The 25,880-nt window shown below is 73.9% G+C and carries 24 protein-coding genes; 7 read left to right on the forward strand and 17 right to left on the reverse strand.

Annotated elements, in window-relative coordinates; genetic code table 11:
• The 9 genes from JFN87_RS21640 to fabG all read right to left on the reverse strand — a co-directional run.
• A partial coding sequence (locus tag JFN87_RS21640; protein WP_245180784.1) for an antibiotic biosynthesis monooxygenase family protein occupies positions 1-546 on the reverse strand: 546 nt, incomplete at its 3' end.
• Between the two features lie 68 nt (positions 547-614).
• Positions 615-1,349 carry an SDR family NAD(P)-dependent oxidoreductase gene (locus tag JFN87_RS21645; protein ID WP_209342398.1) on the reverse strand — a complete coding sequence of 245 codons (735 nt, stop codon included), beginning with the start codon at positions 1,347-1,349 and terminating at the stop codon, positions 615-617.
• A gap of 30 nt (positions 1,350-1,379) precedes the next feature.
• On the reverse strand, positions 1,380-3,062 hold the full coding sequence (locus JFN87_RS21650; RefSeq protein ID WP_209342400.1) for an FAD-dependent monooxygenase: 1,683 nt from the start codon (positions 3,060-3,062) through the stop codon (positions 1,380-1,382).
• Positions 3,059-4,039, reverse strand: a complete 981-nt coding sequence (gene rfbB / locus JFN87_RS21655; RefSeq protein ID WP_209342402.1) for a dTDP-glucose 4,6-dehydratase — start codon at positions 4,037-4,039, stop codon at positions 3,059-3,061. The genes JFN87_RS21650 and rfbB overlap by 4 nt, the downstream gene beginning before the upstream one ends.
• Positions 4,036-5,103 carry a glucose-1-phosphate thymidylyltransferase gene (locus JFN87_RS21660; RefSeq protein WP_209342404.1) on the reverse strand — a complete coding sequence of 356 codons (1,068 nt, stop codon included), beginning with the start codon at positions 5,101-5,103 and terminating at the stop codon, positions 4,036-4,038. Before JFN87_RS21660 ends, rfbB begins: the two co-directional genes overlap by 4 nt.
• Positions 5,104-5,206: 103 nt before the next feature.
• The gene (locus JFN87_RS21665; RefSeq protein WP_209342406.1) at positions 5,207-6,445 is read right to left on the reverse strand and encodes an FAD-dependent monooxygenase; all 1,239 of its coding nucleotides are present in this window, start codon (positions 6,443-6,445) and stop codon (positions 5,207-5,209) included.
• A 3-nt stretch (positions 6,446-6,448) separates the two neighbouring features.
• On the reverse strand, positions 6,449-8,755 hold the full coding sequence (locus JFN87_RS21670; protein ID WP_209342408.1) for an AMP-binding protein: 2,307 nt from the start codon (positions 8,753-8,755) through the stop codon (positions 6,449-6,451).
• A complete protein-coding gene (locus JFN87_RS21675) occupies positions 8,748-9,755 on the reverse strand; it encodes an aromatase/cyclase (protein WP_209342411.1) in 1,008 nt (335 codons plus the stop codon). Before JFN87_RS21675 ends, JFN87_RS21670 begins: the two co-directional genes overlap by 8 nt.
• Positions 9,756-9,844: 89 nt before the next feature.
• Positions 9,845-10,627 carry a 3-oxoacyl-ACP reductase FabG gene (fabG, locus tag JFN87_RS21680; protein ID WP_209342412.1) on the reverse strand — a complete coding sequence of 261 codons (783 nt, stop codon included), beginning with the start codon at positions 10,625-10,627 and terminating at the stop codon, positions 9,845-9,847.
• 209 nt (positions 10,628-10,836) lie between these two features.
• Between fabG and JFN87_RS21685 the strand changes: the two genes are divergently transcribed.
• Positions 10,837-11,274 (forward strand): nuclear transport factor 2 family protein, encoded by a 438-nt coding sequence (locus JFN87_RS21685; protein ID WP_030905183.1) that lies wholly within the window; start codon positions 10,837-10,839, stop codon positions 11,272-11,274.
• Positions 11,275-11,477: 203 nt separating this feature from the next.
• Here JFN87_RS21685 and JFN87_RS21690 read toward each other — a convergent pair whose 3' ends face one another.
• The 7 genes from JFN87_RS21690 to JFN87_RS34390 all read right to left on the reverse strand — a co-directional run bounded on the left by JFN87_RS21690 (position 11,478) and on the right by JFN87_RS34390 (position 18,463).
• On the reverse strand, positions 11,478-11,741 hold the full coding sequence (locus JFN87_RS21690; protein WP_030905186.1) for an acyl carrier protein: 264 nt from the start codon (positions 11,739-11,741) through the stop codon (positions 11,478-11,480).
• Positions 11,742-11,818: 77 nt separating this feature from the next.
• Positions 11,819-13,093, reverse strand: coding sequence for a ketosynthase chain-length factor (locus JFN87_RS21695; RefSeq protein WP_209342413.1), 1,275 nt, complete (start codon positions 13,091-13,093; stop codon positions 11,819-11,821).
• Positions 13,090-14,358 carry a beta-ketoacyl-[acyl-carrier-protein] synthase family protein gene (locus tag JFN87_RS21700; RefSeq protein ID WP_209342414.1) on the reverse strand — a complete coding sequence of 423 codons (1,269 nt, stop codon included), beginning with the start codon at positions 14,356-14,358 and terminating at the stop codon, positions 13,090-13,092. Before JFN87_RS21700 ends, JFN87_RS21695 begins: the two co-directional genes overlap by 4 nt.
• The gene (locus JFN87_RS21705) at positions 14,355-15,239 is read right to left on the reverse strand and encodes a thioesterase II family protein (RefSeq protein ID WP_209342416.1); all 885 of its coding nucleotides are present in this window, start codon (positions 15,237-15,239) and stop codon (positions 14,355-14,357) included. The genes JFN87_RS21700 and JFN87_RS21705 overlap by 4 nt, the downstream gene beginning before the upstream one ends.
• Positions 15,236-16,009 (reverse strand): cyclase family protein, encoded by a 774-nt coding sequence (locus JFN87_RS21710; RefSeq protein WP_209342418.1) that lies wholly within the window; start codon positions 16,007-16,009, stop codon positions 15,236-15,238. The genes JFN87_RS21705 and JFN87_RS21710 overlap by 4 nt, the downstream gene beginning before the upstream one ends.
• Before the next feature lie 13 nt (positions 16,010-16,022).
• Positions 16,023-17,213, reverse strand: coding sequence for an acyl-CoA dehydrogenase family protein (locus tag JFN87_RS21715; RefSeq protein ID WP_209342420.1), 1,191 nt, complete (start codon positions 17,211-17,213; stop codon positions 16,023-16,025).
• The gene (locus tag JFN87_RS34390) at positions 17,210-18,463 is read right to left on the reverse strand and encodes a nucleotide disphospho-sugar-binding domain-containing protein (RefSeq protein ID WP_209342422.1); all 1,254 of its coding nucleotides are present in this window, start codon (positions 18,461-18,463) and stop codon (positions 17,210-17,212) included. Before JFN87_RS34390 ends, JFN87_RS21715 begins: the two co-directional genes overlap by 4 nt.
• A 227-nt stretch (positions 18,464-18,690) precedes the next feature.
• On the opposite strand from JFN87_RS34390, the gene JFN87_RS21725 reads away from it, so the two are divergent.
• The gene (locus JFN87_RS21725; protein WP_209342424.1) at positions 18,691-19,197 is read left to right on the forward strand and encodes a flavin reductase family protein; all 507 of its coding nucleotides are present in this window, start codon (positions 18,691-18,693) and stop codon (positions 19,195-19,197) included.
• Between the two features lie 98 nt (positions 19,198-19,295).
• Positions 19,296-20,003 (forward strand): alpha/beta hydrolase, encoded by a 708-nt coding sequence (locus JFN87_RS21730; protein WP_245180786.1) that lies wholly within the window; start codon positions 19,296-19,298, stop codon positions 20,001-20,003.
• 93 nt (positions 20,004-20,096) lie between these two features.
• Here JFN87_RS21730 and JFN87_RS21735 read toward each other — a convergent pair whose 3' ends face one another.
• Positions 20,097-20,915: an AfsR/SARP family transcriptional regulator gene (locus JFN87_RS21735; protein WP_209342425.1), complete on the reverse strand. Its 819-nt coding sequence runs from the start codon at positions 20,913-20,915 to the stop codon at positions 20,097-20,099.
• A gap of 396 nt (positions 20,916-21,311) precedes the next feature.
• Between JFN87_RS21735 and JFN87_RS33770 the strand changes: the two genes are divergently transcribed.
• The 4 genes from JFN87_RS33770 to JFN87_RS21750 all read left to right on the forward strand — a co-directional run.
• Positions 21,312-21,497 carry a hypothetical protein gene (locus tag JFN87_RS33770; protein ID WP_245180788.1) on the forward strand — a complete coding sequence of 62 codons (186 nt, stop codon included), beginning with the start codon at positions 21,312-21,314 and terminating at the stop codon, positions 21,495-21,497.
• Between the two features lie 29 nt (positions 21,498-21,526).
• Positions 21,527-23,797 (forward strand): TOMM precursor leader peptide-binding protein, encoded by a 2,271-nt coding sequence (locus JFN87_RS21740; RefSeq protein ID WP_307865544.1) that lies wholly within the window; start codon positions 21,527-21,529, stop codon positions 23,795-23,797.
• A 67-nt stretch (positions 23,798-23,864) separates the two neighbouring features.
• Positions 23,865-24,524, forward strand: coding sequence for a hypothetical protein (locus JFN87_RS21745; RefSeq protein ID WP_209342427.1), 660 nt, complete (start codon positions 23,865-23,867; stop codon positions 24,522-24,524).
• A gap of 105 nt (positions 24,525-24,629) precedes the next feature.
• The coding region (locus JFN87_RS21750; RefSeq protein ID WP_245180790.1) for a sensor histidine kinase at positions 24,630-25,880 on the forward strand (1,251 nt) is incomplete at its 3' end.

Consider the following 25,880-nt stretch of genomic DNA (forward strand, 5'->3'; position numbering starts at 1 on the left):
AACAAGACGGACCGCCCCGACGCGCGCATCGAGGAGGTCGTCGACGAGACGTACGACCTCTTCCTCGACCTGGACGCCGACGAGGACCAGATCGAGTTCCCGATCGTCTACGCGTGCGCCCGCGGCGACGGCCTCGCGCTCGAACGCGGCGGCGTCCGCGCCCTCGTCGAGCGTGTACTCGCTCAGCCCGAGCACGGCGTCCTCGGAGCCGGCGGGCGGCAGCAGCGACCCGTCGCCGGTCAGCGGCACCAGCCGGTCGAGGCGCGTGTCCGCGAGCCTGCCGACGCCGCTCATGGCCCGCGACGCGAACGCGTAGGAGCGGACGACGGAGAGGTACGACATGGAGTCGCGCCACCAGGCGATGTTCACGTAGATGGCGGGGGAGCCGGTGGCGCGCGCGAGCACCCCGTACTGGAAGCCGTCGCCGGCGAGCATCAACTCGCCCTGCTCGCGCAGGATCTTCTCGAACTCCGCCGCGTCGCCCTTGAGCTGGAAGGCGGCGACCACCGCGATGGGCGCCGTGCCGTCGTTCTGCGTTGCCGTCATGCCGGTACCTCCGTGGTCCGTTGCGTGCATCAAGTGGTGTTGTGGTGTGTTACGGGCGCGGCGCGGGGTCAGCCGGCCGTCCAGCCGCCGTCCACGACGAAGGAGCCGCCCGAGCAGTACGAGGACTCGCCCGAGGTCAGGAAGACGGTCAGCGCCGCCACCTCCTCCGGGGCGCCGAAGCGGCCCGCGGGGACCTGGTCGAGCAGGTGCCGGGCGATCCGCTCCGGCATCGACGCCGTCATGTCGGTGCTGACGACGCCGGGCAGCACCGCGTTGACGCGGATGGAGTCGCGGCCGAGTTCGAGCGCCGCGACCTTCGTCATGCCGAGCACCGCGTACTTCGACGCGCAGTAGGCGGCCAGCAGCGGCACGCCCTGCGTCGCGTTGACGGAGGCGATGTTGACGACGGTCCCGCCACCCGCCTCCCGCAGCGCGGGCACCACCGCGCGCATGCCGAGGAACACGCCGAGCTGGTTGACGTCGACCACCCGCCGGTAGTCCTCGACGGTGGTCTCCTCAAGGGGCGCCTGGTGGAGCACGCCGGCGTTGTTGACCAGCCCGTCCAGCTTCCCCCAGCGCTCGACGGCCCGCGCGACGGCGGCCTCCCACGCGTCCGGTTCCCGTACGTCGAGGGTGACGGCGAGCGCGGACGCGCCGAGTTCGTCGGCGAGTTCCTTCGTCTCCGGTCTGATGTCGCCGAGTACGACGCGTGCGCCCTCCTCGACCAGGCGCCGCGCGGTCACCGTGCCCTGTCCCCCGGCGGCGCCGCTGACGAGCACGACGCGTCCTGCCAGTCTTCCCATGCTGTCGATCCCCCTCCTCGCTCGTGTCGGTCACGCCGCGCGGCGCGCCCTGCTGCCCGCCGTGGCCCGGGCCGGCCGTACGCCGAGGTCCGCGAGCGCGCCCTCGGGCCGCCGGCCTTCGGCGAACGTGCCGCGTGCGGCGACATACCCGTCCGGCCTGACGAGCAGCCAGCTGCCCGGGCCGCCGCCGAGTCCGGCGGCGAGCCGCCCGTCCGGGTCGGGCAGTACGCCCGGTCCCGCGGGGCCCGCGGGCACCCCGCCGCGTACGGTGCGCACCCGTACCCAGCCCTCGTGCTCGGCCGCGATCGTGGCCAGGGCGCGCGCGTCCCGCTCGCCGGGTTCGAGCGCGAGCAGCAGCCAGCCGGGCGTGCGTACCTCGTCGACGAGGCGCTGCCAGCCGTAGGAGCGGGCGAAGTCCTCGCCCGTGACGCGGACGACCCTGCTGCCGACGGCGGGCCCAGCTCCGGTGGATCCGGGTCCGTCCGCGTCTTCCGCCGCGAGCGTCGCCGGGCTGCCCGCGTAGCTGAGGTCGAGCGCCGACATCCCGCCCATGATCTTGCGCTGGATCCGGGACTTCAGCGGCCGCACCGCCTTGACGACGGTGAACATCGCCCGCAGGCCCGCGGCCACGTACCGGTTGCGCAGCTGCACCAGCACGGTGGCCATCCTGGTCGACTTGAGCAGGCTCGCGCCGACCGGCACGCGCTCCGCGCTGTAGCTGTCGAGCACCGACTCGTCCGCCGTGCCCAGCAGCACCCCCGCGAGCTTCCACGCGAGGTTCACGGCGTCCTGGACACCGGTGTTCAGGCCCTGCCCCGACGCGGGGCTGTGGACGTGCGCCGCGTCGCCGGCGACGAGGCAGCGGCCCGCGCGCATCACCGGGATCATGCGCTGCTGGATGGTGAAGACCGACACCCAGCTCGGGTCCTCGACCCTCACGTCCTTGCCGGTGCCGACGCGGATCTTGGCGGCGAAGCGGCGCGCCACCTGCTCGTCGCTCTCGTGCGACACGTCGGCGGTGTCGAGCAGCCGCCACTTGCCGGGGTCGGGGAACGGCACCATCATCACGGTGCCCTCAGGGGTGCGCAGCCAGTGGATGGAGTCGCGTGGCAGGTCGCAGTCGACGACCGCGTCGGCGATCAGCCACGTTTCCGAGCTGTCCCCGGCGAGCCGCAGGCCGAGCTGTTTGCGCACGGTGCTGTGGCCGCCGTCGCACCCCACGAGCCAGTCCGCGCTCACCTCCTCGACGATGCCGGAGGGGTGCCGCAGTCGGGCCGTGACCGACCCGCCGTCGTCGCTGAACTCCTCGAGGCGCACGCCCCATTCGACGCGCACGCCGTGCCGGGCCGCCGCGGTGCGCAGCACCTCCTCCGTCACCTTCTGGTCGACCATGAGGGTGAAGGGGTAGCGGGTGGGCAGGTGGCTGTAGTCGGTGTCGAAGCGAACCAGCCTGCGGCCGTTCTGGTGCAGTGTGAAGTGCTCCACGCGCTGCCCCCTGGAGAGCAGTTCGCCGGCCACGCCCATCTGGTCGTACGTCTCCAGGCTCCTGGCGTGGGTGGCGAGCGCCCTGCTCGTGGTGGCGGGTCCCGCGGCCGCGTCGACGACGCGTACGCGCACGCCGTGGCGGGCGAGTTCGTGCGCGAGGGCCAGGCCGACGGGCCCGGCTCCCGCGACGAGCACCTGGGGGGAGGCCGTGCCGTCCGGCGCGCTCATGACCGCTCCTTCGGCTGTGTGAGGGGCTTCCACCAGCCGGGGTTGTCCCGGTACCAGGCGGCCGTCTCGGCGAGGCCGCGGTCGAAGGGGACGCGCGGCGCGTAGCCGAGCTCGGCGCGTATCTTGCCGTCGTCGAGCGAGTAGCGCAGGTCGTGGCCCTTGCGGTCGGCGACGTGGCGCACCCGGCCCCAGTCGGCGCCGCACAGGTCGAGCACGCGCTCGGTGATCTCGCGGTTGGTGTGCTCGTCGCCGCCGCCGACGTTGTAGACCTCGCCGGCGCGGCCGCGTTCGAGCACCAGCTGGATCGCCCGGCAGTGGTCGTCCACGTGGAGCCACTCGCGGATGTTCGCGCCGTCCCCGTACAGCGGCAGCGGCCGCCCTTCGAGGAGGTTGGTGACGAAGCGCGGGATGAGCTTCTCGGGGTGCTGGTAGGGGCCGTAGTTGTTGGTGCAGCGGGTGATCGACAGGTCGAGGCCGTGGGTGCGCCAGTAGGCGCGCGCCACCAGGTCGGAGGAGGCTTTCGACGCGGCGTAGGGGGAGTTGGGCAGCAGCGGCCACTCCTCCGTCCAGGAGCCCTCGTCGATGGAGCCGTACACCTCGTCGGTGGACACGTGGACGACGCGCCCGACGTCCGCGCGCAGGGCGGCCTCCAGCACGTTCTGGGTGCCGCCGACGTTGGTGGCGACGAACTCGGCGGCCGAGACGAGCGAGCGGTCGACGTGCGACTCGGCGGCGAAGTGCACGACCGCGTCGTGGCCCGGCATGACCTCGAGCAGCGTCGGCAGGTCGCAGATATCGCCGCGCACGAACGTGAGCCGGGGGTGCGCGTCCGGCAGGTTGGCCCTGTTGCCCGCGTACGTGAGCTTGTCGACGACGGTGACGTGGTCGTCCTCGTGGCCCGGGTAGCCTCCGTCGAGCAGCGTGCGCACGTAGTGGGAGCCGATGAACCCGGCTGCCCCGGTGACCAGGACCCTCATGCCGCCACCTCCACCCGGGTGTGGTCGCCGACGACGAGGCGGTGGTGCGGGTTGCCGCGGTCGGCGCTGCTGACGGCGGCGGACCGGCCGATCAGCGACCCGTGCACGCCGTGCAGCCCCGACACGCTCGCGCCGTCCATCGCGATGGAGTGGTCGACGTGCGTGCCGCGCAGCTCGCAGTCGCGGCCGACGGACGTGTGCGGGCCGATGTGGCTGTCCTCGACGAGGCTGCCCGCGCCGATGATGACCGGGCCCTGCACGAAGGAGCGCACGACCCGCGCGCCGCTCTCCACGACGACGTCGCCGATGAGCACGCTGTGGGCGTCGACGTCGCCCTCGACCCGGTGGGTGATCTTGTCGAGGAGCTCGCTGTTGCACTCGAGCACGTCCTCGACGCGCCCGGTGTCCTTCCAGTAGCCGCCGTACTCGTGCGCCCTGACCTCGGCGCCCGCCGTCACCAGCCACTGGATGGCGTCGGTGATCTCCAGCTCGCCGCGCGCGCTCGGCCTGATCGAGTCGACGGCCAGGTGCACGGCCGACGTGAAGAAGTACACGCCGATCAGGGCCAGGTCGCCGGCCGGCTCGACGGGCTTCTCGACGAGCCGTGCGACCCGGCCGTCGGGGCCCACCTCGGCGATGCCGAACGCGCGCGGATCGGCCACCTTCTGCACCACGACCTGCGCGGCGGGCCGCAGCAGCCGGAACTCGTCGGCCGCCTCGCGCACCCCCTGCGGGAGCATGTTGTCGCCGAGGTACATGACGAAGTCGTCGTCGCCGAGGAAGTCACGGGCCAGCGCCACGCAGTGGGCGAGGCCGCGCGGCAGGTCCTGGCGCAGGTAGGTGACGTGGACGCCGAGCGCGGAGCCGTCGCCGAGCACGGCCGCGATCTCGGGCTCGCGCTCGCCGACGATGACGCCTATCTCGGTGACGCCGAGGTCCCTGATGTCCTCAAGCACGTACTGGAGAACGGGCTTGTTGGCGATGGGGATGAGCTGTTTCGGCATGGAGTAGCTGAACGGTCGCAGGCGGGATCCGGTCCCGCCGGACAACACCAGAGCCTTCATCGGTCCTCTTCTCACCGTGGTGTGGCGCGTGGCTGGTTCTCTGTGGCTGGTTCTGTGCTGACGGGGGGACCATGGCCGGGGGCGGTCGAGAACCCCTCGGGCATCACACGAAGCACTCCTCGGCGATCCGGATGGCCGGATTGCCGTAGGCGATGCGGCGCAGCACCTTGGGGTACAGCGGCGTGTGCCGCAGCACGCCGGCGAGCGCGGGCCTGACGCGGGTGGCGAGCGCGCCGGTGGAGAGCATCGCCTTGCTCTGCAGCGTCTGCGTGCGCATCACGGCGGCGATGTCGGGCGCCCGCAGCCGCTCGAAACGGCCGAGGGACGCGGCGCTCGCGTCCCCCGTGGCGAGGGACTCGACCAGCAGCGGGTGCAGCACCACCGCGTCCTGGACGGCCAGGTTGATGCCCTGCGCGCCGATCGGGCTGTGCGTGTGCGCGGCGTCCCCGATCAGCACGAGGCCGTCGTCCGCCCACCGGTGCGCCCGGCCCGAGAACACGTCGAGCAGGGTCAGGTCGCGCAGCGACGTGACGTGCTCCATGATCGCGTCGGCGTGCGGCGGCACGGCGCGCGCAAGCCGCTCCCGCACCGGGCCGATGCCCTCGGCGGCGACGTCGCGGTAGCCGCCGTGCGGCAGCGTCCAGCCGATCTGCACCCGGTCGGGCCACGACTCGTAGGCGAGCACCGGGCTGTCCCCCGCGCGGAAGACCCGCACGTCGCGCACGGCGCCCGGCGCGGCGCCGCCGCGGGGCGCCGGCACCTTGAACCACAGCACGTCGAGGTCGAACGCCTCGGTGCGGCCCGCCTCGATGCCCGCGAGCCTGCGCACCTTGGAGAACCTGCCGTCGGCGCCGACGACCACCCGTGCCGTGACCTCGCAGGGCCCCGATGGCCCGTCCGCGGCGATCCCGGCGACGCGGTCGCCGTCGCGCAGCAGCCCGCCGGCCCGCCGGCCGTCGAGGTGGCGGAACTCCTCGAACTTCTGGCAGTGCAGCAGCAGTTCGTCCAGGACGTGCGCCTGCGGGACGGACAGCAGGTGGTTGTGCGGCGCGGGCAGCGCCCGGTAGTCGATGTCGAGCAGCACCCGCTCGTTCTCGACCAGCCGGAACCGCGCGTGCTCGTGCGCGCCCCTGGCGCGTGCGCCCGCGAGCACCCCGAGCCGGTCGAGCAGCGCCATCGCGCCGGGTTGCAGGATCTCGCCGCGGAACTCGCGCCGGTGGGCACGGTCGCGTTCCACGACGGTCACCCGGACGCCGGACTTCAGCAGCAGCAGCGCGAGCACAAGACCCGCGGGGCCCGCCCCGACGACGCACACGTCCGTGTCGAACCGTTCCGTCGCCATGGGTCAGGCCTTGGCGGCGTGCGCCGTGCGCACGCCGGTGACGGGCGTGGCCTCGACGACCCGTACGTCCGCCTCGGCGAGCACCGCCGCGTACTCGGGGCCCGCCTGCGCGGCGGCGCGCTGCCGAGCGGTGTGCCAGACGGTGACGGCGGTGTAGCCGCCCTCACGCTGGAACAGGGAGCGCGCCAGGTCGATGTGGACGAGGCCGTCCCCGGCCGCGGCCTTCTGCGCGTACGCGTGGAACGCGGCCTCGAACGCGGCGCCGTCGCCGGTGACGGTGAACTCCTCGACGACCACGTCACGCAGGCCGTCCTCGTCCGCGTGCTCCACGGGCCTGCCGTCGACCCGCAGCACGCCCATGGACGGGTCGGCGCTCACGTCGACGATCTCGTGGAACTCGGCGGCGTGCGCCTGGAAGACGTCGCTCGCCATGACCTGCTGGAAGTCCTCTGCCGCCCGCCACCAGCCGACGTTGACGTACACGTCGGGCCGGCCGGACGAGCGCACGGCCTGGTGTGAGTCGAAGCCGTCGCGTCCGCGCATCCACTCGACGTGGCGCAGGAAGCGGCGCTCGAACTCGGGCCCGCCGGACGGGTCCTTGAGGGTGAAGGTGTTGACGACGGTGAACAGCGGTGCGGGCATGTCGGGCCTCTCGTCGGTGGGTCGGTGATCTGCTTGGGGTGCGGCGGGCGGTGTCGCGGCCTCGGCGCGGTGCTGGATCAGCTCCTCGCGCAGTACGCGCCGCTGGACCTTGCCGTTGCCCGAGCGCGGGACGGCGGCGACGGCCTTCGCGTGCCGCACCCGCCGGTAGTACGGCATCAGCGGGTTGACGGACGCGACGACGGACGCGAGGAGGGCGGCCGGGTCGGCGCCTGGGGCGACGGCACCGCGGTGCAGCGCCACCAGGGCGCCGGCCACGGCGCCGCTGAAGTCGTCCGGCAGGTCGACGACGACGCACTCGCGCACGAGGGGGTGACGGGCGAACAGCTGCTCCACCTCGGAGGGCGCGACGAGGAAGTTGTCGCACTTGAAGACGTCCTTCAGCCGGTCCACCAGGAACAGGCGCCCGTCGTCGTCGACGCGGCCCACGTCTCCCGTGGTCAGCCAGCCGTCGGCGTCGAGCCCGGCGCCTTCGGGGCGGCCGAGGTATCCCTTCATCACCTGCGGGCCGCGCAGCTGGACCTCGCCCTTCTCCCCCGCGGGCAGCGGCTCGCGGCTCTCGATGCCGACGACGCGGCACTCGGTGCCCGCGACGGGCCTGCCGACCGAGCCGTGCACCGGGTGGTCGGGGTCGTCGCTGTGGGTGAGGGGCGATGTCTCCGCGAGGCCGTAGCCCTGGAAGACGGGCACGCCGAACCGTGCGGTGAGGCGACCGGCCGCCATCGGGGGCAGTGCGGAGCCGCCGGACGCGATCCGCTCGACCGTGCGCAGGGCCAGGCCCGCGAGCGCCGGGTCGGCGGCCAGCCGCATGAGGCGCACCGGCAGGCTGTAGAGGTGGGTGGCGCCATGGTCGTTGGCCGCGGTGACCGCGTCGACCGGGTCGGGGCCCGTGCACAGGACCTGCGTCGCCGCGGCGCGTACGGCCGAGTTGAGGTGCATGGGGTGGAACGTCGGCAGGTGGTTGACGGTCACCGAATCCGCATCGAGGAGGTGCGCGTCGGCGATCTGGGCCGCGTTGACGGCGAGGTTGCGGTGGGTGAGCGCGACCGCCTTGGGGCGGCCGGTGGTGCCGCTGGTGAACTGCACGCACGCGACGTCCTCCGCGCCGGGCGGCGTCCAGGGCTTTGTGCCGCTCGGCCCTGTGACGAGCGCGTCCAGCGTGGGCACCGACGCGGCGTCCGCCGCTTCCTCCGCGCCCTCGCCGATCAGCACGACGTCGCGCAGCAGCGGCAGCCGGTCGCGCACCGCGGCGAGCCTGCCGTACACCGTGGCGTCGACGAACGCGGCGCGCGCCCCGCTCAGTTCGAGCACGTGGCGCAGGTCGTCCTCCCGCAGCAGCGGGTTGACGACCGCGACGACCTGCCCGGCGCGCACCGTCGCGTAGTAGGCCACGGCGAAGTCCGGGTGGAGCACGGAGGCGACCGCCACCGTCGCGGCACGCGGTGGTCCTTCCTCCCCGGCGACCAGGGCGCGTATCGCGTCGGCCGCCGCGGTGACCCGGCGGTCGAGCTCCGCGAAGTCCATCTCCCGGCCGCCGCCGACCAGCGCCGTACGGGCGGGGTGCGCGGCGGCGCTCTCCGCGAGCAGCCCGTCGAGGCGCTCGGGCACCACCGGCACGTCGAGCACGGCAGCCGTCGTCGTCTCAGCCACGGCGCGCCTCGGCGAACTCCTTGGCGTACCTGAGCGTCGTGGAGCTGTTGGTGGACAGCGCCCGGTGGATGAACTCGCGCGCCTCGGCGACCCCGGTGCCCGCGCCGAGTATCCGCTCGATGGTGTCCGTCCGTACGGTGACGGTGTGGCGCGAGGTGACGTCGACGCCGCCGGGCACGGGCGTGACGGTCCAGCACCCGGTGTGCGCGGACATCAGCGCCGGCACGGTGGTCTGCTTGTAGACGATGCGGTCCCGGCCGAAGACCACCCGCACCGACTCGGTGGTGTGCGTGGAGCCGTCGGCCGTGGTGGTGTCCATCGCCATCACCTGGAGCCCCGGCACCTCCTCGCGCAGGTCGAGCCGCGCGACGTGCGGCAGCCGCTCGGGCCACAGGTCGGACCGGTTGAGGAAGTCGAAGACGTCGGGGCCCGTGCCCTCGCCCTCGACGTGGACCGTGTCCTCGAAGCCGAAGACCAGCTCGGCCATCAGGTCAGCCTGCTCGGCGACCTCCTTGATGCCCGCCAGTTCGGCCGCGCTGTTGCGGTCGAGGGCGCTGGTGATCCAGGCGACGTTCTCCGGCGCGTCGTCCACGGCGGAGAAGTCGTGGTGCAGGTCGAGCCTGCTGGTGCCGGGGCCGGTCGCGGTGACGGCCCAGGTGCCGCCCATCGCCGCGACCGGCGGCGTGGACACCTCCTGGCGGAAGGTGACACGCAGCGCCTCGGGGTCGAGCTCGCGGCGCGACACCCACGTCTTCACCTCGCCGTTCGCGGTGGCCCAGATGCGCAGCCGCTCGGAGCGCTCGCCGCGCTCCAGGTGCTCGACGTGGACGTTGGGCGTGAAGTACTGCGGCCAGGTGGTGACGTCGGCGACGACCGCGTAGACGGCGGCCGCGGGGGCGGCCACGTCCGTGGAGTGCACGGTGGTGCGGACGGCGGGCGCGGGGCCCGGGCGGTCCTCGGGGGCCTCGGTGGCCGGGGGGACTGCGGATGCGGTGGACATGCGGGACCTTTCCTTCGTGTCGTCGCGGGGAGGGCGCGTGCGGCTGGTGCGGCGCGTGCGGCTTGTGCGGCGCGTGCGGCTTGTGCGGCTCAGTAGTTGCCGAGGCCGCCGCAGACGTTGAGCGCCTGGGCCGTGATGGAGGCGGCCGTGTCGGTCGCCAGGTAGCCGACGAGGCCGGCGACCTCCTCGGGCGTGGAGTACCGGCCGAGCGGGATCTTCGTCGAGAAGCGCTCCAGGATGGCGTCCTCGGTGGTGTCGTAGGCCGCCGCGTAGCCCTGCCTGACGCGCTGCGCCATCGGCGTCTCCACGTACCCGGGGCACACCGCGTTGACGGTGACGCCGCTCTTCGCGAGTTCGAGGCCGAGGGCCTTCGTGAAGCCGATGACGCCGTGCTTGGACGCGGAGTAGGGGGCGCCGAGCACGACGCCCTGCTTGCCGCCCGTGGACGCGATGTTGATGATCCGGCCCCAGCCGCGCTCCTGCAGGCCGCCGGCGTTCAGCACCTCACGCGTCATCAGGAAGACGCTGTGCAGGTTGGTCGCGATCACGTCGTACCAGAGGTCGTCCTCGATCTCCGCGGTGACGCCGCCGCCGCTGCGGCCCGCGTTGTTCACGAGCACGTCGATGCGGCCGTACCGCTCGACGGTCGCCGCGACCAGGCGCCTGACGTCCTCGGCGCGCCGCACGTCGGCGACCTCGCCGTGCACGTCGAGGCCCTGCGCCCGCAGCTCCTTGACGGTGAGCTCCGTGGTGTCGGCGCTGCGGGCGCAGACGACCACGCGGTGGCCGCTGCGCGCCAGATCGGTCGCGATCGCGAGCCCGATACCGCTGGTACCCCCGGTGACCAGGGCGACCCGTCCCTCGTTCCCCATGGCTGTGCGCTCCTCTCGCTGGCCGGCCGGTCGGCCGTCGACGCTCCCAAGCTGGCGAACGGGGCTCGAACGGCCGTCGAGAGGCGGTGGACACGGCGGGGCGCGGCGCCTGCTCCAGCGGCCGTCAGCCGGCACGCGAGGGGCCGCGGCGACCCTCGGGTGCCACGTCCGCAGGAACGATCCGCAGGAACCACACGGAGGAGATCTCCATGACCGTCACGGAGTACCCGGTCGCCACGACGACCGACCTGTACCAGCAGGTCCAGCAGTTCTACGCGCGCCAGATGCACCTGCTCGACAGCGGGAAGGCCGAGCTGTGGGCCGACACCTTCACCCGCGACGGCGTCTTCGCGGCCAACGCGCACCCGCAGCCCGCCGTGGGCCGCGCCGTCATCGCCGCGTCGGCACGCAAGGCCACCGACGAGTACGCGGCCAAGGGCGTGCAGCGCCGCCACTGGCTCGGCATGCTGTCCGTGGAGGACCACGGCGACCGCGTCAGCGCACGCTGCTACGCCCTGGTCGTCGAGACGCCGCGCGGCGGGCAGGCGGCCATCAGGGCGAGCACGCTGTGCGAGGACGTGCTGGTGCGCCACGAGGGCGGCTGGCTCGTGCGGGACCGCCACGTCACCCGCGACGACCTGGTCTGACGCGCCCCACCCCGGCCGGCACGCCCGGCCCCCGCGTCCCACGGCAGGCCCGTAGCGCTCCCCGGCGTACGGGCCTGCCGTGCTGTGCGCGTGCGCGTGCCCGTTGCCGCTGACCGCGTGCGGACGGACGAAGGCGAGTGCCGGCCCCCGCACGGGCGGGGACCGGCACTCGCCGGTGGGAGGCCTTCGGGGCCGCGGGCGCGTCAGGCGGCGGCCTGCGCGCGGGACTCGGCGAGGCTCTCGTTGATGAAGTCCAGCAGGAGCCTCGGGGTGTGCGCCTCGGCGACCGCGTCGTCGGACAGCCGTATGCCGTAGTCGCACTCGATGCGGCCGGCGGTCTGGAGCACCGCGAGCGAGTCGTACTTCAGCTCGGCGAGCGGGGTGTCCAGCGTGTCGCCGTCCAGGTCGACCCCCTCGTCCTCTCCCGCACATTCGCGCAGCAGGGCGGTGAGTTCTGCGAGCGTCATGGTGTGTCTCCGTCTCTCGTCGGTGGTGCGGTGTGTGTGGGTGGTGCTTTGGTGCGGTGTGTCGTGTGCCGTGCGGGTCAGGAGCCGGCCGCCGTGACGACGGTCGCCGCGTTGAACCCGCCCTGGCCGCGGGCGAGTACGAGTGCCGTGCGGACCGGGTGCTCGCGTGCGGACGTCACCAGGTCGAGGCCGTGGCCCGGGTCGGGGCGCACGTTGACGGTCGGCGGGAGCACGCCGTCCCTGATCGAGAGCAGCGCCGCGGCCAGGTCGAGCGAGCCCGCCCCCGCCTGGAGCCTGCCGGTCATGGTCTTCGGCGCGGTGACCGGCACGGCGCGGGCCCCGAAGACGGCGCGGATCGCCGCCGCCTCCGCGCGGTCCAGCGACGGCACGCCGGCCGCGTCGGCGAAGACCACGTCGACCGCTTGCGGTGCCGTACCGGCGTCCGCGAGCGCCAGCTCGATCGCCCTGCGCAGTCCTGGCTCGCCGCCGCTGCCCGGCGGAGGGTCGAAGGTGGCCGCGTACCCGGCGAACGCGCCGTACGTGCGGGCGCCGCGCTCGCGGGCCGCCGCCTCGGCCTCCAGTACGAGGATGGCGCCGCCCTCGCCCGGCACGTGGCCGCTCGCGGCGGCGTCGAACGGCAGGTAGGCGGCGGCCGGATCGGCCACGGTCGTCATCCGCCCGCCGGTGAGCTGCGCGGTCCAGCCCCACGGGCAGACGGCGCCGTCGACGCCGCCCGTGACGATGAGCCTGCTGCCCTTGCGCAGGTGCCTGCGCGCCTGCGCGACGGCGTCGAGTCCACCGGCCTGCTCGGTGACGAGGACACCGCTGGGCCCGCCGAGGCCGTGCTTGATGGAGATCTGGCCGGCGTTGACGGCGTAGAACCAGGCGAAGGACTGGTACGCGCTGACGTACTGGCCCCCCTTGCTCCACAGCGCCTGCAACTCGCGCTGCCCGAACTCGAACCCGCCGGCCGAGGCCGCCGTGGCGACGCCCGCCGTGAGGTCGGGCGCCTGCCCGACGTCCGCGCCCGAGTCGGCCAGGGCCTCCTCGGCCGCCGCGAGCGCGAGCCGGGTCATGTGGTCGGTCTGCGGCAGCAGCCGGTTCGGGATGCGCGCCTCGGCGTCGAACCCCGGCACCTCGCCGGCGAGCGTGGCCGGGTAGCCGGACGCGTCGAAGCGCGACACCGGCCGGATGCCGCTCTCGCCCGCGAGCGTCGCCCGCCACCAGTCGCGGGTGCCGAGCCCGTTGGGCGCGGCCACCCCGATCCCGGTGAACACGGGCGCGGCGGTGCCCGCGCGGCGCTCGCCCGGCGCGGTCCCCGGCGCGGTCCTCGGCGCGGTGGCGCTCGTCATGCCGCCCTCCTCTCGGGCTTGGTGAGCACCATGGCGCTCTGGAAGCCGCCGAAGCCGCTGCCGACACTCAGGACGGTGTCGACGGTCCGCTCCCTGGCGGTGATCGGGGTGTAGTCGAGGTCGCACTCGGGGTCGGCCTCGTGCAGGTTCGCCGTCGGCGGGACGACGTTGTGCTCGACGGCGAGCGCCGAGGCGGCGATCTCCAGCGAGCCGATGGCCCCCAGCGAGTGCCCGATCATCGACTTGATCGAGCTGACGGGGGTCGCGTAGGCGTGGTCGCCGAGCGCGCGCTTGAACGCGGCGGTCTCGTGCCGGTCGTTCTGCTTGGTGCCCGAGCCGTGGGCGTTGACGTAGTCCACCGCCGTCGGCGCGAGCCGCGCCTCGTCGAGCGCGACCGTGATGGCCTCCGCCATCTCCTTGCCGTCCGCGCGCAGCCCCGTCATGTGGAAGGCGTTGCTGCGCGAGGCGAAGCCGGCTATCTCCGCGTAGATGTGCGCGCCCCTGCGCCGCGCCTGCTCCAGTTCCTCCAGCACGAACACCGCGGAGCCCTCGCCCAGCACGAAGCCGTTGCGGGTGCGGTCGAAGGGGCGCGAGGCGTGCTCCGGGTCGTCGTTGCGCGGCGACGTCGCCCTGATCGCGTCGAAACACGCCACGGAGATGGGCGAGATGGGCGCCTCGGTCGCGCCGGCGACCATGGTGTCGGCGCTGCCCTCACGGATCAGCTCGACCGCGTGGCCGAGGGAGTCGAGTCCCGAGGTGCAGCCCGTGGACACGACGGCCGTGGGGCCCTGCGCACCGACCGCCCACGCCACCTCGGCGGCGAAGGAGCTGGGCACGAAGTAGTCGTAGAGGTGGTCCACCGCGCGGGTGTGGTCCACCAGCCACCGCGCGCCGCGGTCGCTGACGACCGCGTACTCGGTGTCGAGTCCCGTGGTCGCGCCGACGGCGCTGCCGATGGTGACGCCGGTGCGGAACGGGTCGGCGGCCTCCAGGTCGCGGCCGCTGTCGGCGACCGCCTCGCGTGCGGCGACGAGCGCGAACTGCGCGGCCCGGTCGAGCCTCGCCGCGTCCCGCTCCGTCAGCCCCTGCGCGAGCGGGTCGAAGTCGACCTCGGCCGCGATCCTCGACCTGAAGGGCGAGGCGTCGAACAGGGAGATGGCCCTGGTGGCGGTCCTGCCCTCGGTCAGCAGCGACCAGTACGCCTTCGTACCGATCCCGCCGGGCGCGACGACGCCGATGCCGGTGATCGCCACCCGGCGGCTCATCGCGGCCCCCTCGTGTCCGGGCCTGCCGCCCGCGTCGCGGCCAGGGTGTGTCCTCGCGTGTGCTCTCGCCTCACGGCCGCACCTCCTTCCTGGTCAGTGCTGTTCGCACGAATCTGACACCGGTGGCTCAAACCGCGCTCGACTCGCGGCGACGTGGTGGCGGGCAGGCCCGCCACCACGTCGCGCAGCAGCTCCGCGATCGCGGGCCGCCGCACGAAGAAGTGGTCGCCCGGCACGGTGCGCAGCTCGAAGCCGCCCGGCGCGTACCGCGCCCACTCGGCCATGCCGCTCAGCGGCGCGATCGGGTCACGCGACCCGCCCACCGCGAGGATCGGCGCGTCGAGGGGGTGCGCGGGTGACGTCTCGGTGACGCAGAGCGCCTCGCCGAGCTTGAGGTCGTCGCGGAGCGCGGGCAGCACCCTGCGCCGCCACAGCTCCTCGTGGTGGAGGGCTTCGAGCGGCAGCGCCCCGAAGCCGACGAGCAGGAACAGCAGTTCCAGGTCGGGCAGGTGGGCGCTGCGCAGCACGGGGGAGCGCAGGTGCGGCGGCTGCACGGCCCCGACCACGACGCGCTCCGGCGGGCGCAGGCCCGCGGCGCATCTGGTGCGCGCGAACGTGTAGGCGGCGAGGCCGCCGAGGCTGTGCCCGTACACGAGGTAGGGGCGCTCGTCCGCCATCGGGCCGACCAGGGCCTCGATCTCGGCGACGAGCTCGACGGGGTCGGTGATCCTCGCCTCGCGTACGCGGGTGCCGCGGCCGGGCAGGAGGATCGGCACCACCTCGGCGGTGTCGCCGAGCACGGCCTGCCACTGCGCGAACGCCGAGGTGCCGGCTCCGGCGTGGTGGAAGCAGAACAGCCAGGGCGGCCGGGCGGCGCTCATTCGTCCACCAGCGCGACGGCGCGCGTCCAGCCGGCGCCCGCCCCGGCGATCTTCACGGGGAAGCATGCCACCCGGAACCCGAACGGCTCCGGCAGCTCGTCGAGCTGGGCGAGCCGTTCGATCTGGCAGTACTCGCGGCGGCGCCCGGCGAAGTGCGCGGGCCACAGCACGGAGGTGTCGCCCGTCTCCTGGTAGGCGCGGATCATGTGGCCGAAGGGCGCGTCCAGGCTCCACGCGTCGGTGCCGATCACGCGCACGCCGAGGTCGAGCAGGAAGTCGGTGGCGGGCCCGTCGAGGCCGGCGAACTCGGTGAAGTACTCGGGCTTCCCGGCGTGCCGCGCCGCGCCGGTGTGCAGCAGGACGATGTCGAGGGGGCGCGGCTGGTAGCCGATGCGCGCGAGTTCCTTCTCGACGCGGTCAACGCCGATGACGCCGGTGCCCGCGTCGGTGACGTCGAGGACGACGCCGGGCCGCAGGAACCAGTCGAGCGGCATCTCGTCGATGTTCCTCGGCCGCCCGTTCGGGCCGGTGGAGCCGTAGTGGGACGGGGCGTCGACGTGGGTGCCGGTGTGACTGGTGAGGGTGAGAGTGTCCAGCGAGAGGAGTTCGCCGTCGGGCAGGACGGAGGGGTCGAAGTCGAGCCCGAAGTGGAGCTTCATCTCCTCGCTCATGTGGCGTGCGCCCTCGGCGGGCGTCATGATCTCGTGGACGATGGGGTCCGGCTCCCAGCCGGAGGCGTCCACGGAGGACGACAGGTCGATCGTGTGCACGGTGGCCTCCTGGTCAGGGTCGTGGTGTGTCGAAGGCGGCGAACGCGTGCCGCGCGTAGGCCGCGGCGGCCGGGTCGAACTGCAGTGAGGCGTGCCCGGCAGCGCAGTTGACGTCGCGCCAGATGCGCTGGAGCGCCGAGTCCTCGGTCTGGCCGCGCGCCCCGCCGAGCCGGAACAGCCGGTCCACGACGGCGACGAGCAGTTCGGCGGCGACGGCGAAGTCCCGCTGGGCGCGCGCCAGGTGGGGCGTGTCGTGCTCACCCGCGTCGGCGGCGCCGGCCGCGCGTGCCACCATCAGCTCGACGAGGTCGAGCTCGGCGGCCGAGCGGGCCAGCGCCTCCCTGATCGAGCCGCGGTCCCTGGTCATGCCCCCGGTGACCTCGCGCTTGTGCGCCACACCTGCGGACCACAGGCGCAGTCCCGCGCGTGCCGCGCCCAGGGCGGGCGTCAGGAAGTTGAGGCCGTTGACGGTCTTGTACGGCGCCGCGTGGCAGAGGTCGGCGCCCGCCGTGCCCGCCATCAGCGCGCTCTGCGCGAAGGAGCGGTGCCCGGGCACCAGGACGTCCCGCAGGGCCACGGTGTTGCTGCCCGTGCCCCGCAGGCCGACGTTGTGCCACGTGTCGAGGACGCGGTACGCGCCGCGCGGCACCGCGAAGAAGCGGTACTGGCGGTCGTCGCCCGCGGGCGCCATGGCGCCGAGGAACGTCCACTCGGCGCGGCCGACGCCGCTGGCGAAGGTCCACTCGCCGTTCAGCCGCCAGCCGCCGGGCACGGACTCGACGCGTCCCGCGGGCGCGAACGACCCGGCGATCCTGGTGTCGGGCCCGCCGCGCCACAGCTCGGCGCGGCCGCGCTGAGGCAGGTGTGCGCCGAGTATGCCCATCGCCGCGTACACGGACGCGCACCACGCGGCCGAGGCACTGGCCTCGCCGAGCAGGGCGACGGCGTCGCAGAAGTCCCGGTAGGTGCCGCCGGTGCCGCCGTGTGCCGTGGGGACGAAGTGGCGCGCGAACCCGGCGTCGCTGAGGGCGTCGGCCGTCCTCACGTCCAGGGACCTGGCGGCCTCGACGGTCTCCGCGCTGTCCGCGACGGCCCCGAGTACATGGCGTGCGCCCTCGGTCAGGGAGCGGGAGCGTGCGGCGGCCGGGGGCGTGGGTGCCTCGGAGCGCCTGGCGGGCGCCTCCTGGACGCGCGCGGCGGTCATCGCGCCACCGCCGCTTCCCGCGTGGCGCCCGCACGCTCGGCGACCAGGCGTTCCAGCACCCCCACGACGTCCGCGGGCGAGGGCATGGACGCCACCTCGTCGCGCAGCTGCGTGGCATGGGTGCGGTACGACGGGTCGTCGAGCAGCGCGCGCACGGCCTCGCGGACCACCGGCACGGGGTCGCTCTCGCGCAGCAGCTCGCCCCGCACGAGGTGCCTGCCGGCGCCCGTGGTGGCGAGGCGGTCGCCCGTCAGCATCTGCTCGGGCCGCGGGGAGACGACGAGTTGGGGCACGCCCGCCGCCGTCGAGGTCATGGACGTACCGCCGCCGCCCTGGTGGACCACGGCGTCGCAGCTCGGCAGCAGCAGGTTGAGCGGCAGGCCTTCCACGACGCGCGTGCCCTCGGGCAGCGCGCCGAGCCGTTCGGCCTGGCCGGGTGCGAGCGCGAGGACGAGTTCGGCGTCGAGGCCGCCCACCGCCTCGACGACCTCGTCCAGCAGGTCGCCGGGGCCGCCGAGGCCGATGCGCCCGGTGGTGACACCCCACGTGACGCAGACGCGACGGCGCGGCGCCGGGTCGATCAGCCAGTCGGGCAGCGCCCCGGGGCCGTTGTAGGGGACGTAGCGGATGGACTGCCTGTCCGCACCGCCCGCGATGCGCAGCCGGGGCGGGCACGGGTCGAGCCACACGTCGGGGTCGACGCGCGGTGCGGCACCGAACCGGTCGAACAGCCGCAGCAGTTCGGCGCGCGGCTCGCCCTCCAGGGTGCGCTCGTTGTGCATCACGTCGACGCTTCCCCACATGTGGCTGGCCGACGGCACGCCGAGCGCGGACGCCGCGACGGCGCCCGCGTAGCTGACCGCGTCGTGCACCACCAGGTCGGGCCGCCAGACGCGCGCGAACGCGACGAGCCCGTCCGCCATCGCCTCGGCCATGGCGATCTCCTTGCCCGCGAGCGCGTCGAGGACGCCGCGCTGCCCCGGGTCGAGCAGGTCGAAGTGGCGCGTCCACTCGGACGGCCAGCGGCCCTGCGTGTGCCAGGACGTGAGTGCCCCCTTCGTGGACATGGCCGGCAGGTCGGGCTCGGCGCCCGCCACCACGGAGGTGAGGCCCGTGTGGGCGACGGCCGCCTCGATCGACGCGGTGCTCGCGACCCGGACCTCGTGCCCCGCCGCCTGGCAGGCCCAGGCCAGCGGGACCATCGGGAAGACATGCGAGGGCCATGCCCACGCGGTGAAGAGAATGCGCACGGTGACCACCCAGGGGTGAGTAACGGGTATGGAGGCATTGACCGCTGTGCCGCTCGACTCCGCACCGCGCGCGGCTGGAGGAACGCGCGGGCCGCGTGCTCAGCGCCGGGTCGAGCGGTGTTCGAGACGGGCGGAACATCCTGCGGCGCCCGGCGGCCCGGCCCGGCTGCCACGAGTCGTCGCGTTTCCTTGCGTCCCTTGCGTTCGAGCGAAGAGGTGGATCAGCGGTGGACAGAGATGGATTCCGGTCGTTCTTCGGAGCGTTCCCGACCGCGGTCGCGGTCGTCACGACACTGGACGGAGCGGGCGAGCCGCGCGGCCTCACCTGCAACGCCCTGTCGGCGGTGTCGTTGGACCCGCCGCTGCTGCTGGTCTGCGTCGACCGGCGCTCCAGGACCCTGCCCGCGCTCGCCGCGACCGGGGCGTTCGTCGTGAACGTCCTGGCGGAGGGCGCCGAGGACGTGGCCATGGCGTTCGCGGGCAGGTCCCCGCACAAGTTCGACGCGGTGCGCTGGACGCCGTCGCTCGTCGCGGGCGGCGCGCCGGTGCTGAGCGGCGGCTGCCTCGGGCAGGCCGAGTGCCGGACCGTACAGAGTTTCGACGCGGGCGACCACCGGGTGCTGATAGGCCGGATGGAGAACGTCACGACGTTCCCGGTCAGGCCGCTGCTCTACCACAACCGCGCCTTCAGCGTCTTCCGCCCTGACGAGGAGCTGGCCGGCGCGGCACACTGACGGCCGGTGGCCGCAACTGCCGTACAGAGGCGCGGCGTGGGCGCGATACTGATCACGTCGCGGTTGGGTCGCGGTGGGATCGGACAGGGGTCGTGAGGATGAACGGGAAAGAGCGTGCCGCGGAGCTGACGCCCCGCCAGGGCGCGGAGGACGTGCGCGCGGTCGCGCTCCTGCTGCCCGGCGGCTCGGTCGCGAGCCACCGGGGGCCGATGAGGCTCGCCCTGTGGGGGCTGAAGGCCCCGGCCGCCCGGCTGGCCGGGGCCGGTGCGTCCGGCGGTGTGGCGGTGCACCTGCTGCGCTACCGCTACCGCGGGTGGAACGGCGAGGAGGCGAGCACCGCGGTCGACGCCGAGTGGGCGCTCGGCGAACTGGCCGGGCTCTACGGGGACGTTCCCGTCGCGGTGCTCGGCAACTCCCTCGGCGGCCGGGCCGCGTTCCGCGTCGGCGGCCACCGCAACGTGGTGAGCGTGACCGGTGTCGCGCCGTGGCTGCCCGGCGAAGATCCGGTGGACCACCTCGCGGGCCGCAAGGTCCTCATCGTCCACGGCGACAAGGACAAGAGCGAGGCGACGCCCGCCATGTCGCTGGCGTTCGCGGAGCGCGCCCGGCGCGTCACGGACGTCTGCAGGTTCGAGGTGCGGGGCGGCTCGCACACGCTGCTGGGCCGCGCCCCGGACGTCTGGTCGCTCACGACGGACTTCATGCTGTCCACGCTCGGCTGCCGCGAGCTGCCGGCGCCGCTCGTCGACGCCCTGGCCGAGGACGGCGACCTGCGGACGACCCTGGCCGTCGGGTACGGCCGCTGAGCCGCTTCGCGCCCGGCCCGGCGGACTGAGAAGCTCGGACTGAGAAGCTGTCGTCCGGCCGCCGGGCCACTCCCGCATGGGCCGCGCACCCGGTCAGGCGGCGAACAGGTCGAGCGCGGGCCGCCGTTCGGCCTGCTGCGGTTCGAGCGCCGGGTCGGCCGCCAGGATGGCCTGGTGCAGTCGCCGCAGCCGCACCGTCGGGTCGAGGCCCAGCTCGTCGGCGAGGCTGGTGCGCAGGCCGTTGTAGACCTCGAGCGCGCGCCACTGCATGCCGGCACGGTAGAGCGCCACCATGCACTGGGCGTGCAGCCCCTCGTGCAGGGGGTGCCTGGCCGTCAGCGAGGTGAGTTCGGCGAGGAGCTCGTCGTGCCTGCCGAGGCGCAGGTCGGCGTCGATGCGCCGGCCGAGCACGCCCAGCCGGCTCTCCTCCAGGCGCACCAATTCGATCTCGAGCAGCGGCCCGATCCGCACGTCGACCAGCGCGGGCCCCCGCCACAGCGACAGCGCCTCGCGGTAGCGCGCGGCGGCCTCGGCGTCGTCGCAGCGCGCCGCGGCCGCGGCGCCCACCGCCACGAGACGGTCGTACTCGTGCACGTCGACGGTGCCCGGCTGCACGTCGAGCAGGTAGCCGCCGTGCCGGGTGGCCAGCACCTCCTTCGAGCTGTGCAGCGGGTCGGGGCCGTAGGCGCTGGCCAGCAGCCTGCGCAGCTGGAGGATGTACGTCTGGAGGGTCGTCAGCGCGCTCCGGGGCATCTCGGTGCCCCAGATCTCCTCCATCAGCGTGGGTACGGGCATGACCTGGCCCGCGTAGAGGGACAGCAGCGCGAGGATCTGGCGCGGCTTGCCGGCGCTCGGGACGATCGACCTGCCGTCGACGTCTGCGCTGAGCGGCCCAAGGATCTTGATTTCCATCGGTACCTCCGTGGTGCGGTGAGCCGGATGCCCCCGTCGGTACATCCGTGCCTCAACCTGCCTCGACGGTCCCACCGAGGGCGGCCGCGCCCCAGTGCCGCACTCCCTGATACGAGGTGAATCGGCACCTGCGCCGACCGTGAAACTTTCATACGCGGAGCATGAGGACGGCACTGGCACGGGCCGCGGGGCCGGGACGAGACTTCAGTCCGTCGGCAGGGAGAGCGCATCCGGCGCCGGATCCGCCGGAGCACCGCCCGCCCGTGCCACGCACAGCACGTACATCACGCACCGCATGTACGTCACGCACCGCACGTACGTCACGCACCGCACGTACCTCACGCACACCGCATCACGCCACGCACCTCATCGCGCTTCACACCAACGGGAGACACCATGAAGTCCAGCCTCGCCACCGCCGTTTCCAGCTTCGACGACCTGATGATCGAGGACCTGACCCACATGGCCCGCGGCGGCGTCGACCCCATTACGGCCGGCATCTGCCTGTGCACCCTGTGCGTCGCCCCCGAACCGGCCGTCGAGGAGGCCGCGTCCGCCACGCTCGCCCGGTACGCCCTGTGAGTCAGGCCGCCGCAGCGGGGGGAGCCGCGGTGCTGGGCTTCAAGCCCTTCCTCCGGGTCGAGCGCGTGCCGGGCGAGGCCGTGTACCTGATCTCCGACCAGCGGGTCACCGCCCTGCACGGGGAGCAGATCGCCACGCTCGCACCGCTCCTCGACGGCACGCGCCATCTGGAGCAGGTCGTCGAGGAGGCGGGGGCCACCATCCCCGCCGAGCAGACCACACGCCTGGTGGGCCGCCTCGTCGAGGCGGGCCTGCTGTCGGCGCGCCGGCCGCGGGGGCTCACCCCCGGCCGGCGCTCCGCCCGCACGTACTGGGAGGCGGCCGGCCTCGACGGCGAGGCGGCGGCCGCGGGGGTCGACGCCTCGGTCGTCGGCGCGCTGGCCCTGCCGGGCACGGACGCGGCGGAGCTCCTGCGCGCGCTGCGCGCGGCGGGGCTTCGCACGCACACGTCGGCGGGTGAGCACGCGGGACACGGCAGCGACCTCGACGTCGTGCTGGTCGACGACTACCTGAACCCGCGGCTCGAAGCCCTCGACGCCGAGCACCGCGCCGCCGGGCGTCCCTGGCTCCCGGTCAAGGCGTGCGGCACCGAGCTGTGGATCGGCCCCTTCTTCGGCACCTCCGACGGCCCCTGCTGGACGTGCCTGGCCGACCGGCTCTGGCGCGGCCGCCAGGTCGAGGCGCACGTCCAGCGGATGCTGGAGCGCTCAGGACCCGTGCCGCGCCCCTCCTGCTCGCTGCCCGCCGCCCGGCTCGCGGCGCTGCAACTCGCCGCGCTCGAAGCGGCGAAGTGGCTCGCGGGCCACCGGTACCCGGGCCAGGGGGCGCTGTGGACGCTGGACGGGCCCGCGCTGGAGAGCGTCCGCCACCAGGTGACGCGGCGCCCGCAGTGCCCGGCGTGCGGCGACGCCGGTCTGGTCGCGGCACGCGCCGAAGCCCCGTTCGTCCTCGCCCCGCGCCCCAAGCAGGACACCGAGGGCGGCGGCCACCGCGCCCTGACGCCGGGCCAGTTCATGGAGCGCTTCGGCCACCTGGTCGACCCGCTGACCGGCCTCGTCAAGGAGATACGCCAGGACCCGCGCGGCCCCGCGTTCCTCAACTCCTTCCACGCGGGCCACAACCCGGTCACCGACCCGCGCGGCATCGGCTCCGTACGGGCCGGGCTGCGTGCCACCAGCGGCGGAAAGGGCACCACCGCGCTCCAGGCGCGGGTGGGCGCGCTCGCCGAGGCGCTCGAACGCCACAGCGGCTACCTCCAGGGCGACGAGCCGACCGTGCGCGGCAGCTTCCGGGGCCTCGCGCCGCGCGCGCTGCACCCGAACACGGTGCAGCTCTTCGACGAGCGGCAGTTCGCGGGGCGCGCGGAGTGGAACGCGGCGCACGGCCCGTTCCACCAGGTCACCGACCCGTTCGACGAGGACGCCGTCATCGACTGGTCGCCCGTCTGGTCGCTCACGGCCGGGCGTTCGCGCCTGCTGCCGACCGCGCTGCTCTACTACAACGCGCCGCAGCGTCCCGGCCGGGCGTTCTGCGCGGCCAGCTCCAACGGCAACGCGGCGGGCGGCAGCCTTGAGGACGCCGTGCTGCAAGGCTTCCTCGAACTCGTCGAACGCGACGCCATCGGCCTGTGGTGGTACAACCGCACCCGCAGGCCCGCGGTGGACGTCGCCGCGTTCGCCGACCCGTGGATCGGCGAACTGCTCACCGTGCACCGTTCGTTGCACCGCGAGGTGTGGGCGCTCGACCTCACCTCGGACCTGGGCATCCCGGTCTTCGCCGCGCTGTCGCGGCGCACCGACAAGCCGCAGCAGGACATCATGCTGGGCTTCGGCGCGCACTTCGACCCCGCGCTCGCCCTGCGCCGCTCGCTGACCGAGCTCAACCAGATGCTCCCGCACGTGCTCGACGCGCGGGCCGACGGCGGCGGCTACGGCACGACGGACCCCGACACGCTGTCCTGGATGCGGACGGCCACCCTCACCGACCAGCCCTACCTGGCGCCCGATCCCTCGGCGCCCCCAGTACGGCCCGGTCACTACCACTGCACGCCTCGCTCCGATCTGCGCGAGGACGTGGCGGCGGCGGAGGAGGTGGTGCGCCGCATGGGCTCCGAGCTGCTCGTGCTCGACCAGACACGCCCCGACGTCGGCCTGCCGGTCGTGAAGGTGATCGTGCCGGGCCTGCGTTCGCACTGGAACCGGTTCGCTCCCGGCCGGCTCTTCGACGTCCCGGTCGCCCTGGGACACCTCACCGCACCCACCCGCTACGAGGACCTGAACCCCGTCCACCTGTTCCTGTGACACGGACGGGCGCCCGTACCACCACCGGCCTTCCCCCCAAAGGCGCTTCACATCTGCGATGACGGCTATGACGATCGACCGACTCGCGGCCAGGGAACTCTCCGAGACCTGGTCGCTGCCCGAGGGCACGTCGGTGCGCACCGAGACGGACGGCGGACGGGCCGTCGTGCTCGTGGACTCGCCCAGGGGCGGGCTGCGGGTCGACGACCCGTCCCCCGCGCTGGTCGAGGCCCTGCGGCGGATGTCGCTCGGTCCGGTCAGACTGCCCAACCTCGTACCGGACTTCCCCGCGTACGACAGCCCGCCGGCCCGCCGCAGCGCCGCCGCGGCCGACCTCGTGCGCCGCCTCGCGGACGTCAGGTACGTGGTGGACCGGCACCTCATGCTGGGCGCCGGCCTCATGATGACCGTCAGCCCCGCCGGCAGGTCCGCGCGATTCCTGCCGGGCCCGCTGCCGCACGGGCGCGGGGACGCGCGGGTGACGCTCACCCGGGCCGCGCGCTTCTCGCCCAGCGGGCCGGGGCTCGTGCTGGAGTCCGATCTCAGTGATCACCGGGTCGAGTTGCACGGTCCCGAGGCGCTGTGGCTGATGGCGAGGGTGCCGGGGATGCGCCTGCGCGACCTGGAGCGCGTGGTGCGGCTGCCGCGGCTGCCGCTGCCGGCCGGGGCCACGGACGCGTTCGTCGCGTACCTCGTGGCGGCGCGGATGGTGTCGCTGTCGCCCTGAAGCGGACGATTGACCGGGTGAATCGTCCTCACATACATGCCCGGCATGATTATCATGCGGGTGATGTTCGGTCCGTGAACACACCGCAGGGGATCGGTGAAGAGCATGGGGATCGCAACAACGGCTGCGTCAACGGGAGATGACGCCGCCGGGTACGAACAGGAGCGCTCGGGCGGGGAGGACGCGGAGCGCGATCCCGGCTCCACGGCCAGAAACGATTTACCGCCACGCATGGCCGTGGCCGTCACCGTGACGGTCCTGCTCGGCATCATCACCGTCGACGGGATGTACGCGGTACTTGAGCACCTGACGGCCTGGCGGCTCGCCGAGGGCGCCGTCGCGGCGGCCGCGATCGCGGTCCTGCAACTCGCGCACTCCTTCCCGTGGCTGCTGCCCCGGCTCGCCTCCGTCGCCTGGCTGACGCTCGGGCTGCAGGCCGTCGCCTCCTTCGCGCCGTTCGCCGACCTCGGCGAGGCCTGGCTCTCCATGCCGGCCTTCCTCGCCGGATCGGTTCTGCTGGTGCTGCGCCCTCGGCTCGCCTGGCCCGCCTTCCTGCTCGTGGTGGCCGCGACCGACTACGCCCTCCTCCAACTGGGCGCCGGCTGGGACATCGTCCTCACCAGCATCTCCGTGGCGCTGGCCGCTCTCGGGGTGTTCGGCCTCTCCCGGCTGGCCGCGCTCGTCACCGAGGTGCGCGCGGCGCGCACCCGGGTCGCCGGCCTGGCGCTCGCCGCCGAACGGCTGCGCTTCGCGCGTGACCTGCACGACCTGCTCGGCACCAGCCTCTCCGCGATCAGCTTCAAGTGCGAGCACGTCAGGCGCCTGGTGGGCAACGGGACCGACCGCGCGCAGCAGGAACTGGCCGACATCCTGCGGATGTCGCGGCAGGCGCTCGCCGACGTGCGGGCGGTCGCCCGCGGCTACCGCGAGGTCTCCCTCGCGACCGAGGCGGAGGCCGCGGAGTCCATGCTCGCCGCCGTCGGCATCCGCTCCACCGTACGGCTGGCGGACCGGCCGCTGCCCGGCTCCGTCGACACCCTGCTGGCCACCGTGCTGCGCGAGGGGCTCACCAACATGCTCAGGCACAGCGCCGCCGAGCGCTGTGTCATCGAGACCGTGCACGCCGACGGCGCGGTGCGGCTCAGCCTGGCGAACGACGGGGTGACCGGGCCGCCCGCGCCCGCCGGGCAGGAGGGGCGCGGCGGGCTCGACGTGCTGACCGCCTGGGTGGGCGGGCGCGGCGGCAGCCTGCACGGGCGCGTACGCGCCGACGGCTGGTTCCTCCTCGAAGCGCGTGTCCCCCTCGCCGAGCGCGCGGACCGCGCGGGCGCGGCGGCGGCCGGTTCCGGTGCGAGC

This window comes from Streptomyces montanisoli (genome assembly GCF_017813245.1).
Taxonomy (GTDB): Bacteria; Actinomycetota; Actinomycetes; order Streptomycetales; family Streptomycetaceae; genus Streptomyces; species Streptomyces montanisoli.